The following is a 15565-nucleotide window of genomic DNA, read 5'->3' as shown; positions in this document are numbered from 1 at the left end:
TTTATTTTTCTAAAAAAGTATAGTGGTGCTGTGCATATAGCTTCGTCCGCAAACGTATTCAGTAAATGAAATTTTATCCTAAAATATCTGAAAAGTATTTACAGTTTCTTTATATAATCCAGCTACACCAAGTCCTATCGGACCAAGGAGACGTTATTGGTTCATTTTCAAGAGAATTCTTCTGTTAACGGACTGAGATGCAACTATTTAGCTAATCCTCCTACTTTTATAGGCAATAAACAGACAATAAGGGCTATACGGTCCGCGAGTTCGGTAAATGGAGCTAAAAAGCAAAGATAAGCGCTATACAATCCGAAGATGATGTGAACGAAACCTTCAAGCAGCAGGTTATCAGCTTAAAGCTATCAGCTCAAAGTAGATATGAATGAATTCATCAAGCAAGGATCTACTCTTTGAATGTCAAAAGAAAAAGAAACGGCATTTCTGCCGTTTCTTTGGGTTATGGATGGTCAGGGCTCAGAGCCTGTTTTACTCCAATCCATGTTCTCTGCGGATGTTATACATACCCTGAACAAGCAGCTCAGATGGATCCCGGTTCAATTGCAAATGGGTCAGCAACAGATGAAGCGGGAATGCACATACGTTATTCCCATCGGTGATCGCTGGAAATCCAGCCTCGAAGACTGGTCCCAATTTCTCGTTCCAAGCTAGCCCGACATGCACTTTTTCAGGAGCAAATTCTTGGGTAATTTCCTCAATACAAAGCGGAACTAACACATTGTCAATGATCCCTTTTGCTTCTTCTTCACTTGCTGGTGGTTTTGGAAGTGTTTTGCCTCCCTCAATCTTCATCAGCTCAACGAAGAATGAGGCCATCCATGCTGCCGGATCCTTACCCGACTGGAATCTTGCAATTAACTCGCGCAGAAAAAATCCGCAGGAATACACCTGATCTAATTCAGTTTTCACGTGAAAAACAAACACAGGGCCGTAGGCTTCCATGTTCAATACTTGTCCTTCAACATCTTTAAAGTGTACTCTCAATGCTACAAGGCCGTTATGGTGAACAGCCTTTAGCAGCTGTGCCATATCCTCTTCAGACATTTCTGTATTATCATTTACTTCCTCATTCTCATTTGTTATTTCATTTTCATTAGTCGTCTCATTGTTCATTTTATAATTCCCTCCCATACCTATCATACCATCTAGCGAATTGAACGAACACTTTATAATAGAACAATTTCTACCAGATTGCAGAGAAAACAAAAAAACGGCAGCTTTGCCGTTTCTCTGTTCGTCTCGCTGGAGCTCAATAGCTAGATCATATCCCTTACTTTCTTCACTATTTTACCAGTTAATTGATTAATATCCCCCTCATTTAACTTATAAGCTGAGGTATCTTTACGTGCAGGCTGTGATCTGCCGATATCAGATCTGCGATATGCTGCTCGATGAATACAACAGGATCTGCTCCAGTTCTTTTTCTGAGCTCCCCTGGCACCTTCGGATTTGGACCGTCAGCTCCGCCACTGATTGAAAGGTAACCATACTTTTGCGGATTTTTCTTCAAATCCTTTAAATAGGCACGGAGCGGTGTGGCCACTTTCCCCATCCAAACCGGTCCAAAAAATAGGATAATATCATATTTTCCTATTTGCTCAGGCTTCGGTTGAACCAACGGTATCCTGTCAAAAATCATATCGAAGGTAATCCTACCGAGTGTTCGGGGTTTGGCTTCCGAGATTCGGATATGTTCAGCCGACAACGCATCCGCCACACTCCTTGCTAATGCTTCATTATTACCTGTGAATGAATACGAAATGACTGCAATGTTCATATAAATTCTCCTTAAAATGAATTATTTCGTCTCCGCCTGCTGTAGGGCATTTTCGAGTGCCTTAAGATGTGTTTTAGAGGTAAGCGTTGCCCCGCTGATAACGTCCACCTGAAGAGACTGCGATTCAATCACATGACTAAACAAATCACCAATGCCTAGACCATCCTTCAGTTCAGCAGGGTTCCCTGTTTTGTCCAAGGCACCTTTGAGTATTTTGATATCTGTCAGCCGTTCAGCAGATATTATTGCCCTCACCTTGGTATCTCTGGAATGATCTTTGATGCCAATGTATTCCCCCACATAGGTACCCTCCCGCAGATTCTGTATATCTATGACGTTGATAGTAAGCTGCTGAACCTCATGCCTTCCCGGAGCAGTCAAGAGAATACCACCTATCCAACCTATGACTGTAATCACGCATAGAATGCTGAGAACAATAATCCATTTATTGAATTTTCGCTTTTTTCCTCTTCTCTTACTCACCTGCTTGCCTCCTTCCTTTGGATTTAAATTTCGAATGAATATTTAATTATTCATTCATTTTACAAGAAAAAAAAAACTGCACCATAAGTGTATTAGGGGCAGTCTGTCAAACCCTTCATGATTAGTTCCAGCATATTGTCCAGAAGTTGTGGAAAGTGCTCCAGCCCGATTTCTTCCTTGTGGGTTTCCACATTAATCATAGCGGCGAAAATCATCATAATCATTTTACTATCCATATCGCTGCGCATTTTACCATCGGCTTGCCACTGCTTAATGATTTCATGGAAGCTATCATACAAGAAGTCGTTTACCTGAATGTTGGTTTCTTCCCGGTACAACTGTTCGATTTTTGCGAAAACACTTTTGTTATACCATTCCTTAAGAATGGGGTTGGCTATCATACCTTCCAAATTAAGCGCCATCATCTGCCGTATTACTGCCAGTGGGCTTTGGCTCATATCGAGCGATTGCGTACAGCTTTTTTTGAGCTTTTCATTTTCCTCTAAAAAAATATCCATAAAAAGCTTTTCCTTAGAGGGATAATAGTTGTAAAAACTTCCTACAGCTATTCCAGCCATTTTGGTAATGCCAGAAACATTAGTATCTTTAAAGCCTTTATTGCTAAATAGCTCTTTCGCGCATTCGTATATCTTTGTTTTTTTGTCTTCCACTTTTCGTCTCTCCGTGAATGAATAATTATTTTTTCATTCATATCATAGTGTTAACAGCTTGGTATGTCAATGCAAAAATAGATCACCAAAAGCATTAACATCTATAGCATCACCCAAATTAGGTTGGAGTGCCCTCTTATTGCGCAAGAATTAGAAAAATTCTGACTAATCATTCTAATCTTTGCCAAAATGCTTAATTACAACATTATTAAAAATCGCGGTGCCACCTTCAGAAAACAAGGTAATGCCTTGATCATTTATTTCCGGGAAAATTTCATTAGAAAATACAATTTCACCATCATCTATAAAAACTTCAATACTTGTTCTATCCACAAGGATCTTCAGATGCACTTTTTTCTTGTTCACATCAAAGGGGGCCTTGCTTTCAAGATATCTGTCACTCTTATCAGGTTGTCCAGTAAAGGCTCTGTTAACATAAGAATATTGTCCTTCAACAAACACTCCTACATCCACATGGCGCGTCTTATCTGCTGATTCACGAAGTCTTAAGCCTACATTGGTAATCTCTGACCAAGATAGATCTGCATCGAGCTGGTAATTTTCACCTGTGATATCAAGTGTTGACGAGCCGTTCACTTTTATTTTTTGCAAGGAATCCGTTGAAGTTACCATTTGATCTAATGCTTCGATGGGCTGTGATACTAACTGATACGACTGCTCTTCATCTCGTGTTAATTTTATTTGACGCACGATTGAATCCATTCCGTTAAAACCTTCGTTAAGATTGGGGGTAACATGAGGGTAATCCCAATTATTCATCCAGGCCAAAGCATATCGATGATTGTATTGATCCTTATCCTTTCCCTCTTCAAACGTTACAGCACCATACCAATCAAATCCATAATCTAGCCACTGTGGTTCATGATAATCCGTGATAAATTCATTCCCATTAAAATCTCCAGTCCAGTAGGCATACGTGTTGGGTTTACCTATCGACTTACCATTTGCACTGACCCCAAGAACCCATTTATAAGTGCCATCATTCGCCCGCATCATATAGAAGTCAGGACACTCCACAATTCCGATATTTTCTGTTTCGAAGCCGCTTGTGTAGTGCCAATCCTTTAAATTGTCAGACTCGTAAAAGCCTACTTTCGTACCTTCGGCTAGTGTCATCACCCATTTATGAGAATGTTGATCCCATATTATCTTCGGATCTCTGAAATCTTCTGTGCCCGGATTTGGCAAAATAGGATCATCACTATAAGATTTAAACGTCAGCCCACGATCCGTACTGAACCATAAATATTGTTCTTGCTTCCCCGCCTCTGCAGAGGGCTGTGTTAAAATCGCCACAATTGCCCCTTCGCCAAAACCTGCTGTATTGCTATCGTCAACAACAACAGATCCTGACCAGGGATCACCATTGGGTGTTGTATATTTTGGAATCGCAACGCCTTCATCTGTCCAGCTCACCAAATCCGTTGATGTGGCATGTCTCCATTCTGTACCATTTCCATCCGGGTAATCAGCATTATAGAGATAATAGTAATGATATTTACCATCAAAATAAATGGGTTTCTGCGGATCGTTTTTCCAATGCTCAGATACAGTGAAATGATAGCTAGCCCGAGTGGTAGGTTTATGATCAGGAACGTCGATCCCCGGCTTATTCTTCTCTCCAGCGTCATAAGTTACTAATACTATTGTCACAATACAAATTAAACAAAGGATTAATATAGTGATTCCTATCATTTTTTTCTTATTCAAAATATACCTCGCTTTTTTCACATTGCTAATCTTAGCTTATAAAAAGAAAAGTAAACGCCAACTACATTGGCATTTACTTTGTAAATAATTAATACGGTTTGTTACCTTTAAGTGTCAATTGCCCTTGTTCCAAAATGCTGTTCGGTACAACTGAAGTCTTGGAGCCTTTAATATTCAGCACAAAGCTTGGGGCAAAAGTGGAATGATGATCCCCAAAGTAACCTCTATTCGTCATGTAACTTGTGATGACTACATTATTCCCTTTCACTTGCGGAATCGCAAAGTGAGCATAAGTCCAGGTAATATCATAAGGATTAAGATCTTGATGGAGGACAAGTCCTGTACCATTTAATGGTTTATACGGTCCGTTTAAAGAATTAGATACGTACCCGAGCATGTAGATGTCTTCATCATCAATGCCATCAATGAACATTTTAGAACCTCTTGAGCTTGTGAACAGATACCACTTGCCATTCAATTTAAATATGTTCGCACGTTCAATTTCATCTGTCACGGTATTGGAGGCAAGTAGCGGCTTCATTTCTTTTTTGAATGTATAATCATTATTTAATTCAATGATACCGAGCGCACCATTCGCGGTTTCCGCAGATGTTTTGTCAGCACTGCTTAGTAATTTCTTTTTCTCCGCTTGGAAGAAGGCATTGCTATTACCATAATAAGCTTTGTTAAAGAGAGATTCTTCACCCTGGTAACCCGTAGTTGTCCCTGTATTTGCTTCAAACACAAGATACTTGTGGCCTTTATCCTCCACATAGTGAGGATCTCTTAAGGTATGATTATCGTCGTAATCGCCTTTGCTGAAACCGGTGATATCAAGACTTTGATAAATTTCACCTTGATTACCGTCATAGATGGATTTCATATCTTCTACGCCATCAATCTTAAGGGTATCCCCATCCGGGGCAGAGACATTAATTTGAGCTGTAGTTAAAGTTTGTTTCCCGTAAAATCCGCGATCTGGATCCCAAGGATGACGATTGGTGTAGAACAAGCGAACTTTGCCATCAGATGTCATGGTTGCTGAACCGGACCATTCTTCGGCTTGATTGTTTAAAACATAATCATCAGGTACAAGTTTGTCACTATCCTTAAACACCCGGCCGGCATTCTTCCAGCTGCTGATAGAGTTGTCTCCTTCTTTCTTATAGAACAAATAAATAAATGTGTCTGATCCATTATTAGGGTCGCCCGCCAGACCAAAAACAATTTGATACCCCTTATAACTTGCTACAGTTCCATCTGCATTTTGCAGCGGCCAAGTATCCCAAACATCCATTTCAATTTTGTTTCCATTCTCATCGAACTTAACGGCTGCAGGAATGTTCTTAATCGTTGAAGCATCAAATTTTGGGACTTGGAATTGATTACTATTTTGTTGTTTGGGTAATTTCAACATGTCAGCGCGAGTGATATGAGAGAAACCGTAGTCATTGTACTCCGGCTTGTTCGGCTTGTTATTTCCTTTCGCAAAGGTTTGAGTAGCTCCACCTAACATTAAAGCAGCTGTAAAGGTTAGGATTGTTGTTTGTTTAATCATTTTCTTGAAATTCATCATCTAACTCCTCTTATACTTTAAATTTGGGTTTCGATCTTCCTTTGTGCTGTTCCCCTTTTAAATTCTAATGAAGAGTAGACGTTATGAGTATGTCGTGAATTGATGCATTTACAGGGCTATATTGATTTGGTTTTATTGCTTCACATAGGTATCCCACGATTTTTGAAGCTCCTGAAGCAATTGATCCCGATTGATTTGCTCTCCTACATATGCTTGCATAAGATAGCCAAACTCCTCTCTTGCTCTGGAAGGGAATTTGAACCAATTCCAAGATAAAGTTTTCTGTTCATCGACGTATCGCATAAGATCTTTTACTAGCGCTCCCGAACGGTCCGTCTCTATATTTTTAAAAGCTGAAATAAAATGAAAGCGATCCTTCATGAACTTTTTCCCTGTTTCCGAGGAAACCATCCAGTTCAAAAACTTTTTGGCTTCCTTTTTCTTTTCTGGCGAAGATTCTTTATTAACAGCCCAATTATTAGATATCCCTACTGGCAACGCATTGTTTTCGGCACCATCATTAATAGGCATGGGTAAAAAACCGATATTCATATTCGGCGATATTTGATCAATTTTAGACTGAACCCAATTCCCTTGTTTAAGAATCGCCGTTCTCCCTGTTGCAAATAACTCAACTTCCGAATTATAATCTGTTGTCAAAAAATTTTCGTTACCATATTGTACGGTCAAATCCAGCATCCGAATGACATCTTTAACTTCCTTATTCTCTCGAAAAGATTGTGTTCCGTTGTTTAACCCTTGAATAAAAGCATCCGGCTCCTCCTGTTGGGCAATAGCAATATTCAACAGGAGTACAAAAAACCAATGATCTGAATAACCAACAGAAAAAGGAGTCACACCTATAGCCTTCAGCTTTTTCGCCGCCTCTTTTAATTCCGTAAACGTTGTTGGGAGAGGATCAACCCCAGCCTTTGCGAATAAATCCTTATTATAAATAAAACCGTAGCCTTCAAAATTGATCGGCATCCCGTATATTTTCCCGTCCATCTTCATCGGTTCTAGCGCCTCGTCATAAGCCTGTTCCACCCAGGGTTGATCCGATAAATCTTCAAGATATCTACTCCATGCCCTCGCTTCTTCATAACCGCCATTTGGAAAAATATCCGGACCAACATTGGCCGCAAACCTCGCCTTTAGCTCATCAAGGTAGTTAGCTCCTCCGCCAAAGGTTAGAATTTCCACGTTAATATTCGGGTTTTCCTTTTCATATTCCTTAACCATCTGCTCGAATTCTATAGAAATTTCCACTTTAGGATTCAGTACCTCCAAAGTGACTGTCTTATCCGGTACCTTCAAATCCGCTTCCTTCAGTGGACGTGTATGCGCACCACATGAAGAAAGCGTTAGCGTAATCAACCCCACGATAATCATTTGAACCCTTTTTATTTTCATAATTCCCCCAGATGCATTCAACAATGAATTTATGTATTGGCTATCCTGACTTCCGCGTCTATTTCTCTTGCTCCCTGTGAATTACGATATTCAGCAGGCGTCATACCGACGTTTTTTTTGAACAGCTTAGAGAAATAAATCTCATCTTGATACCCTAGCTTTAAGGCAATCGAGTACATCTTTTCATCCGATTCCAGTAACCACTGTTTCGCTTGATTTATTCGTAAATGAATGACGTAGTTAGTAAGAGTCATCCCTACTTCTTGCTTAAATCTCCGCGAGATATGTTCTCGGCTCAGAAAAAAACGGGTGGATAATTCGTCCAAACTTAACTCTTCCATATAATGCTCATCAACAAATGCGACAATATCATTCATACGCCTAACATCATCTAAATCCGCCAAACGATGGATTGCTCTAAAATTTTGTTCAGCCATAGACCTTTGTGCAGATTGAAAAGATAACGATATCTCTGCGAGCGATTGGAGGGAAGGGCCGCTAACCAAACGAACAGGTATATCAAAATGCTGGGTAATCCATTCCTCTATCGGGAAAAACTGTCCATGAAGGGACAGAATCACACAGACATTAGGATCATTTTGAAGCGTAAATGCATTTCCCCACTCCCGTGTAGCCAGTTCTTCGGTCAAAAGCTGAACGTATGGCTCCGAATAGTGAGATTGGTAAAAATACATCATAGTAAAGTCGTATATGTCTGCCTGTGGGAGAGCCGAGGCAATTTCGCCTTCATCAAAAGCTTCACCGTTACAAGCAGCAGTAATCTCCCTGTTTAAGCGAAACATTTTTACCTCTTCATAAAATCCGGACTCCATATTGCGACGGTCTCCCTCTTCTTGTTCCCAGGCTCTCAACGCCCCTTCTAAAGTTTCATTCAGCATTTTCTCTTCAATTGGCTTCATCAAATAATCAAAGCATCCCAGCTTAAACGCTTTACGCATGAAACAATAATCGTCAAACCCAGAAATCATAATCACTTTTCCCGGATAGTCTTTAGCAGCCAACCACTCGATTAACTCCATCCCGCTATTTTTGGGCATTTTGACATCTGTCATTATGATCTCTGGAGATTTCTGCTCAATCAACGCCTTAGCCTCGAGACCATTTCTGGCTTCCAGCACTTCGGTAATCCCGTATTGTTCCCACCGTCCCAAAAAACGGATGATTTTTCTAACATTAGACTCATCATCTACAATAAGAGCTTTCATAAACGTTACTTCTCCTTTAGGTAGAGTGGAATTACTAGCCGTACAGTGAACCCTTGTCCCTGCATCGAATCTAGTTTGATTCCCGCTGTGTGATCGAAATGAAGAACCAAGCGATCATGAATGTTTTTTAACCCGATATGTGCAAAAGAAGGATTGCCTTCGTTAACCGGTGTGTAGAGATTATTTTTTAATGCCTCAAGTTCATCATCCGTCACGCTGTTTCCGTTATTTTCTACGACTAGATTCAAATATTCACCTTGTATTTCACCATAAATATGGATGTAAGCTTGTTCATAGCCCTCGTCATAACAGTGCTTAAAAAAGTTCTCAACGAGCGGCTGCAGGATCATACTGGGAACCGGAATATCAAAAATATCTTTAGGTATATCAATGGAATAGCTAAAATCAGTCTGAAAACGTTCCGCTTGAAGATTCAAATAAGCCTGTACATAATCCACTTCGCTTTGAACCGTCGCCTTCTGATCCACACGAATCGAGTACCGCATCATTTTGGATAAAGAGGTAATCAGTTGATATACTTTTGGAGATTCAGAGAGTAGGGCAACAGCTGCAATGGATTGTAAAGAATTAAATAAAAAGTGCGGATTGATCTGCGACTTTAGCGCCCTATGCTGATTTTTCCTGTTCTCTATCTCAAGCTTATACTCCCGGTCAATGTGACGGTTGATCCGATTCATCATCTCCTTGATATGTCTTTCTAGAATACCGATTTCGTCCTCCCGCATATCGTCGAATGGGGCATTCATATTCCTCCCCTCGATGCGCTGGACTTTTTGACTAAGCAATTTTATCGGCCGTGTAAATCCATATGAAATGATTGTTATCATTATCAAGCCCAGTCCACCTACAACCACACCTACAATGATGTTTGTATAGGCGGTTTTCCTTACATCTTCAAATAAAAAAGAGCTCGGGGTTACCTTAGCAAAATGCCACTCTTTTATCGGTTCCTGCAATGTTCTAGTAAACACAATATCTCCTTCTGGAGATTTAGTATCTGCCTGTGCCGGACTTATTTTCCTTTGCAGTTCATCAGGAACGGTTTTGCCTATCCATGTTTCATCACTGGCGTAAATGACATGATCCTCCGCATCGGAAAGCCACACGCTCTCTTTATTTTTCTGTAGAAAATGATTAGCGATATGAGCAATCTTGTCCAAATCAATATCTATAGTGATGACGCCCAGAAATTCCTGCGTTAGGACATCCACAATTTTGTGATGAACCGTCAAGACCATCGTTTTATCCGAAGGAGGCATAATGGAGGTATCGTTATAGTTCTCAATCAGATGCGGAGCTTCAATAAGATAATTGCTATTAGAGCTCATCAGCTTCTGAATGGAAGCTTGCTGTAATAAATCCGGATTCCTTTTACGGGAACTTAACATGGCATTATAAACTGTAAATGAGCTTTTCCCTTCGTTTATGAATAAACGGATCTGACGAATTTCACTCCTCATGAGATAGAAGTTAGTCATACCCTTATTAATTTCAAGCTGCTTAAAATAAAAATCTTCTTCTAACCCTTCTTCAAACACCCTGAATAAGTCTGGATTTCGGTATAAAATATATGGAAGATTAATGATTTCATCAAAATATTGCTCTAGATCGGCTGACGCCTGCTGAATTTGCTCTTGGCTGTTCTCAAGTTCATGTCGTTCCACATTCTCTTTCGTCTGCCGATAGATCAACAACACGGATAAAAAATACGGTAGAATTATAAACACAAGCAGCAAGAATAATAAGCGCTTATGAATGCTTTTCAAATAAATACTCCTCTGTAAAAATTTCGGTTTTCAGCAAAAAATCTAATATCAGGTTTTATATTTTCACAAATATCCAACACAAAATCAAAATACTTGTTGCTGAGCAACAAGTATTTTTGCCGGATCCATATATGACAAACGCCAATCGTTTATTACCCAAATTATATCCATATGAAACAACCGTTAAGAAATTTCCGCAAATTAATCAGCTATTTGAAGATTGAAATAATTCCCTGCACAATGGGCTTCCAAAGATGTGGATATTCTTGCTGAATTAACTTTCTTACCTCCTCCCCCTTGATGTCGTTGAAATTATTATCTTGAGTAATAAAGGTATAAGCACCTTTTACGGTATCCCCTATAGCTATATGCCCGCTTGCATATCCACCCATTGCAATATGGGAAGCGATAGAGAGACCACCCAAGGAGAACATACCTACAGCTAAACCTCCAACAGCAAATATCCCCAATGCTATTCCACCAACGGCCATTGTACCCGCCGCAATGCCCCCAACGGCTAACAAAAGCCCTAGAGCCAGACCTGCAAAACTGATGAGTCCTAAAGCAAGCGCACCTAAACATAATCCGCCCAAAGCAACAATACCAATAGATACAGCACCAATCGCAATATTACCTATGGCAATAACCCCTTTGGCAACGTATAGCCCCCGTCCGATATGGATATGAACCAGAGGAATTCCAAAGCATGTTCTCTTACTTTTGTACTCATAATGAAACAAGGAATTCAGATCTACATATACGGGGCTTGCGACATGCTCTGCTTTGGTATCGCTTGAAGCATCCTTCACCAGATGATCCAAACTTACGTGAAATAATTCACTTAAACTAATCATCTTATCCATTTCGGGATAGGATTGACCTGATTCCCACTTAGACACGGCTTGCCGCGAAACACCAATCACCTCCGCCAAGTTCTCCTGGGACATTCCTCTCTGTTTCCTATAGCTTTGCAATTTATTTGCAAAGTCCATTCGCCATCACCTCATGCTCATCATATTATAACGTTCTGTAATTGACTACCTATCTACCCTTACATACTGTCAACCACTGGTTGCACAGCTGATTTTGCGGGCTTTTATCCTCATTAAACGTTCTTGATTCCCCATTCTCCCTATTTCCGGGCAAGATGATAGCGTATAATATACGATATAGAATATTCATCAGAGGAGACTATAAAACCATGAAATTGAGTATGAATTGGATTACGCTTCGGGTCCGCGATCTGGAGGCTTCCCTTCATTTTTATAACCGGATACTGGGGCTACCCATTGAGCGTAGATTTGAAAGCAGTGGAAAACAGATCGTCATGTTAGGTCTGGAGGGGCAACCCAAGATCGAGCTTATTCAGGGAAGTGACCCGGCTTTGAAACCGGAATGTGGCGTTTCTGTGGGTTTCGAAGTGGAGTCACTTGATGAAGCGATGGAGAGTTTAAAAAGCCAAGGTATCCCAGTAGCGCGCGGACCAATCGCCCCCAATCCCCACCTGCGGTTCTTTTATATCCTGGACCCGGACGGGTTTGAGGTGCAGTTAGCGGAGCATAACTAACGTTTATCAAGCGCGTTATTACCTCAAAAAGAAATAGACCGCCCTAACCAAAGGTAGCGGTCTATTCTGCCGTTTAAAACCTAACCCCCACTCTTAAAGCAAGGCTTTATTCAACAGCTTTAGTTGATCTTTTTTCAGTGAAAAAGTAAACCAAAGCCAATAGCGGCAGGATCACTCCGATGAGTGAGGCGAAGGTCCATCCCCCATAGGCATAAGCCCAACCACCCAAAGATGATCCAACGGCTCCGCCCACGAAGAAAATCGCCATAAAGATCCCATTAAGACGCCCCCTCGCTTCACTACCCAATGAATAAATCACACGCTGTCCGAGTACAAGATTTCCGGATACGGCCATATCCAATGTAATCGCGGAAATAAAGAGCAGAATGAGAGCAAAAGTTGAGTGGCTATGGAAAAGATGAATTAGTAAAAAAGACAAGGTGGCAATGATCATGGCCAGCCCGGTTAACCATTTGCTCCAACCTTTATCTGCCAGTCTTCCAGCAATCGGCGCGGCTACAGCCCCACCAACACCTACTAAAGCAAACCATGCGATACCTTGCTGCGACATTCCAAAATCATCCGCCAACCGCAACGGAACCACCGTCCAAAAGAGACTAAAAGCTCCAAATAAACAGGCTTGATATAAGGCACGTCGGCGCAATATAGGCGTTTGTTTTAAAAGGGTGCCTAAAGAGACAATTAATTTACCATAGCTTACCGAAGGTGCAGGTTTACGTTCAGGAAGAAATCGCGACAGAAGAATGGCTAACAACGTGATGACGACCGCTGAAAAAATAAAAACGGCTTGCCATCCCCAGATGCTGGTGATAAAGCTTGCCACGGGCCGGGCAAACATAATACCTAGTAAGAGTCCACTCATAACATTACCAACCACACGCCCACGCTGCTCTTCAGACGCTAAATAGGTGGCATAAGGTACCAGGATTTGGGCTACCACTGAACCGGTTCCTATAAACAAAGATGCTGTCAGGAACAAAGGCGCATTAGCTGCGAAAGCTGCAACCAGCAATGCACCCACTGCAACCATTAACGTGATTATCGTGAGGCGCCGATTCTCAACAATGTCACTCAGCGGCACGATAAATAACAAACCTACAACATAACCGATTTGAGTTAAAGTGACGATCAAGCCTGCGGCTGTAGAAGAAAGTCCTGTCGAGACACTGATAGGTCCAACAAGGGTTTGAGCATAATAAAGATTGGCTACGATAAGCCCGCATGCGGCTGCTAACATAAACATCATCCAACTTGAAATGTGGTTCTCTTTCACCGCTTGTTCTTTTTGCATGTGAATCCTCCTCAGATTATCTTAATAATTTAAATACTGTACGTTCAGTTCACTAATTCATGTTTAAATAATATACTGAACGTATCGTTTTGTAAATAGGTGATAGTCATTTATTTTTTTAGGTTTTTTTAGTATACTGAACGTATAGTTTATATTTTGATTGGAAACAGATTAATGAAAGGGTGATTTCAGATGGAGAGTAAACGAGGGCGTCCGCGTAATGTTGAGACGGAGAAGTCTATTCTTACCGCATCCTATGATTTGTTATTGGAAAATGGTTTTGGAGCAGTTACGGTGGAAAAAATAGCGGATCGTGCCAAGGTCAGCAAAGCTACGATATATAAATGGTGGCCTAACAAGGCTGCCGTGGTGATGGATGGATTCCTATCCTCCGCTGCGGACAGACTGCCCGTACCTGACACAGGTTCAGTATTTGATGATATTCTCATGCATGCAACGAACTTATCCCGGTTCCTGATTAGTCGAGAGGGTAAAATCATTACGGAGATCATTGGCGAAGGACAGATGGATTCAGGCTTGGCGGAAGCTTATCGGACCCGATATTTCCAGCCTCGTCGGCTTGAGGCACGGCTGCTTATGGAACGGGGTGTTCAGCGCGGGGAATTGAAGGATAATCTCGATATTGAAGTAGTTACCGATCTTATTTACGGGCCGATATTCTACCGCTTGCTGGTGACCGGCCAACCCATAGACGATGCTTATGTGCAGCAGTTGGTGAGGTACGCTTTTCAAGGAATACGTAACTAACGGGAACGGTAATGGAAAAATAGACCGCCCTCTCTCACCAGAGATGCGGTCTATTTCTGCTCGTAGTACTATAAAAGGTCGGCCTGGCGGAAGGTTGAGATACAAAGGACCAAGGTGCTCTTATTTTCTCATTATGGGGCGTTTTCCCAAGCTATCGGACTCCTACGCACTTATCTAGTCTTTTCAAAACAAAATACTGCTACTGGAGAGGAAATAAGTGCGCTACGGTCCGATCACCCGACTAATTGCACCGAATATAGAAAACAAGAGCTATACAGTCCGCAGGATCATAAGTGGGTGATTCGAACGGACAGGAGCTCAGTTTCACTAATTAAATCAATTTCCAACGAAACCTTTCTGCTGCAAAATGTCTCCCGTATCGTTCCATAATTTATTTTCCATTACCTTATCTCCTCCCGGTTGTACGGGTACAATGGGATTGCCTGTCCCAACGTTAAAATATCCCCCGGTGCTCTCTTGATACTTAGGATCGGTCATTAAACGAATAATGATCTCAGCTCCTTTACGAGGATCGCCAATACGAAAGAAATTCAATAAGTGCTTAAGCATCGAAGAAAACCAAAGTTCACGCCCGAGACCTGTAACGTTAAAACCCGGATTCAATGCATGAACGCTAATTCCCGTTTCCGCCCATCGACGTGCAAGCTCACTGGTAAACATAATATTTAACAGTTTGGTTTTCCCATAAATCTCAGATGATCCTCTGGAAGTAAAAGAAGCTGTATTGAGCAAATCTTCTGGCAACTTTAGCACTCCATGCCGGCGTGAAGCTTCCGAAGCAACATTTATAATTTTTGCATTTCCTGCTGCTCTCAAAGAACGTTCTAAAGTATGCGTCAATAACCAAGGTGCAAAATAGTTCACAGCCATCATTTCTGAGAATCCATCTGCAGTTATCCGCTGTTCAAACCCATGAAGCCCTGCATTATTTATTAACACATCTATCTTCGGAAAAACACTAGATATTTCTTGTCCTAACCTAGTGACATCCTTCATTGAGGATAGATCTCCGTAAAAAAAACTAATTTCGGCTGCTGGTACGCTCTCCTTTATCATTTTTTCAGTTGCTTCCGAACGCGTATTACTCCTTGCAGTCAGAACAAGATGGGCACCTCGCTTAGCCATTTCAAGTGCAACGAGTTGTCCCAAACCGCTTGTAGCTCCAGTAATTACAATAATCGGCTTTGTCATCTTCAACATTCTCCTTTATAT

At 41.2% G+C, this 15565-nt stretch carries 14 protein-coding genes; 2 read left to right on the top strand and 12 right to left on the bottom strand.

Features of this window, described 5'->3' with window-relative positions; genetic code table 11:
- Positions 1-489: 489 nt before the first annotated feature.
- The 10 genes from MHH86_RS09910 to MHH86_RS09865 all read right to left on the bottom strand — a co-directional run bounded on the left by MHH86_RS09910 (position 490) and on the right by MHH86_RS09865 (position 11677).
- Positions 490-1134, bottom strand: coding sequence for a hypothetical protein (locus MHH86_RS09910; protein WP_036679224.1), 645 nt, complete (start codon positions 1132-1134; stop codon positions 490-492).
- 205 nt (positions 1135-1339) lie between these two features.
- The gene (locus MHH86_RS09905) at positions 1340-1798 is read right to left on the bottom strand and encodes a hypothetical protein (protein WP_218640735.1); all 459 of its coding nucleotides are present in this window, start codon (positions 1796-1798) and stop codon (positions 1340-1342) included.
- A 21-nt stretch (positions 1799-1819) separates the two neighbouring features.
- A complete protein-coding gene (locus MHH86_RS09900) occupies positions 1820-2281 on the bottom strand; it encodes an FMN-binding protein (protein WP_076098500.1) in 462 nt (153 codons plus the stop codon).
- A 92-nt stretch (positions 2282-2373) separates the two neighbouring features.
- Positions 2374-2952: a TetR/AcrR family transcriptional regulator gene (locus MHH86_RS09895; protein WP_076317061.1), complete on the bottom strand. Its 579-nt coding sequence runs from the start codon at positions 2950-2952 to the stop codon at positions 2374-2376.
- Between the two features lie 174 nt (positions 2953-3126).
- Entirely contained in the window at positions 3127-4668 is a 1542-nt protein-coding gene (locus MHH86_RS09890) for a glycoside hydrolase family 32 protein (RefSeq protein ID WP_076317063.1), read from the bottom strand.
- A 103-nt stretch (positions 4669-4771) separates the two neighbouring features.
- The gene (locus MHH86_RS09885) at positions 4772-6256 is read right to left on the bottom strand and encodes a glycoside hydrolase family 68 protein (protein ID WP_036679414.1); all 1485 of its coding nucleotides are present in this window, start codon (positions 6254-6256) and stop codon (positions 4772-4774) included.
- A gap of 135 nt (positions 6257-6391) precedes the next feature.
- Positions 6392-7672, bottom strand: a complete 1281-nt coding sequence (locus MHH86_RS09880; protein ID WP_052096917.1) for an ABC transporter substrate-binding protein — start codon at positions 7670-7672, stop codon at positions 6392-6394.
- A gap of 29 nt (positions 7673-7701) precedes the next feature.
- The gene (locus tag MHH86_RS09875; protein WP_342479706.1) at positions 7702-8898 is read right to left on the bottom strand and encodes a helix-turn-helix domain-containing protein; all 1197 of its coding nucleotides are present in this window, start codon (positions 8896-8898) and stop codon (positions 7702-7704) included.
- Positions 8899-8903: 5 nt separating this feature from the next.
- A complete protein-coding gene (locus tag MHH86_RS09870) occupies positions 8904-10685 on the bottom strand; it encodes a sensor histidine kinase (RefSeq protein WP_076107542.1) in 1782 nt (593 codons plus the stop codon).
- A 209-nt stretch (positions 10686-10894) separates the two neighbouring features.
- Positions 10895-11677, bottom strand: coding sequence for a helix-turn-helix transcriptional regulator (locus tag MHH86_RS09865; protein ID WP_038569704.1), 783 nt, complete (start codon positions 11675-11677; stop codon positions 10895-10897).
- 209 nt (positions 11678-11886) lie between these two features.
- Here MHH86_RS09865 and MHH86_RS09860 point away from each other — a divergent pair, with 209 nt between their 5' ends.
- Complete coding sequence (locus MHH86_RS09860; protein ID WP_051491055.1) at positions 11887-12252, top strand: VOC family protein; 366 nt, start codon at positions 11887-11889, stop codon at positions 12250-12252.
- 106 nt (positions 12253-12358) lie between these two features.
- Here the strand turns inward: MHH86_RS09860 and MHH86_RS09855 are convergent, their stop codons facing one another.
- Entirely contained in the window at positions 12359-13564 is a 1206-nt protein-coding gene (locus tag MHH86_RS09855; protein WP_076098505.1) for an MFS transporter, read from the bottom strand.
- Between the two features lie 192 nt (positions 13565-13756).
- Between MHH86_RS09855 and MHH86_RS09850 the strand changes: the two genes are divergently transcribed.
- Positions 13757-14332 carry a TetR/AcrR family transcriptional regulator gene (locus MHH86_RS09850; protein WP_076098506.1) on the top strand — a complete coding sequence of 192 codons (576 nt, stop codon included), beginning with the start codon at positions 13757-13759 and terminating at the stop codon, positions 14330-14332.
- A 336-nt stretch (positions 14333-14668) separates the two neighbouring features.
- Here MHH86_RS09850 and MHH86_RS09845 read toward each other — a convergent pair whose 3' ends face one another.
- Positions 14669-15544 (bottom strand): SDR family NAD(P)-dependent oxidoreductase, encoded by an 876-nt coding sequence (locus MHH86_RS09845; protein ID WP_076317062.1) that lies wholly within the window; start codon positions 15542-15544, stop codon positions 14669-14671.
- Positions 15545-15565: the final 21 nt, after the last annotated feature.

Origin of the sequence: Paenibacillus sp. FSL F4-0097, from assembly GCF_038593125.1 — a bacterium.
Classification (GTDB): Bacteria; Bacillota; Bacilli; order Paenibacillales; family Paenibacillaceae; genus Paenibacillus_AQ; species Paenibacillus_AQ odorifer.
The sequence above is the reverse complement of the archived record's forward strand: the minus strand, read 5'-3'. Positions and strand labels throughout refer to the sequence as shown.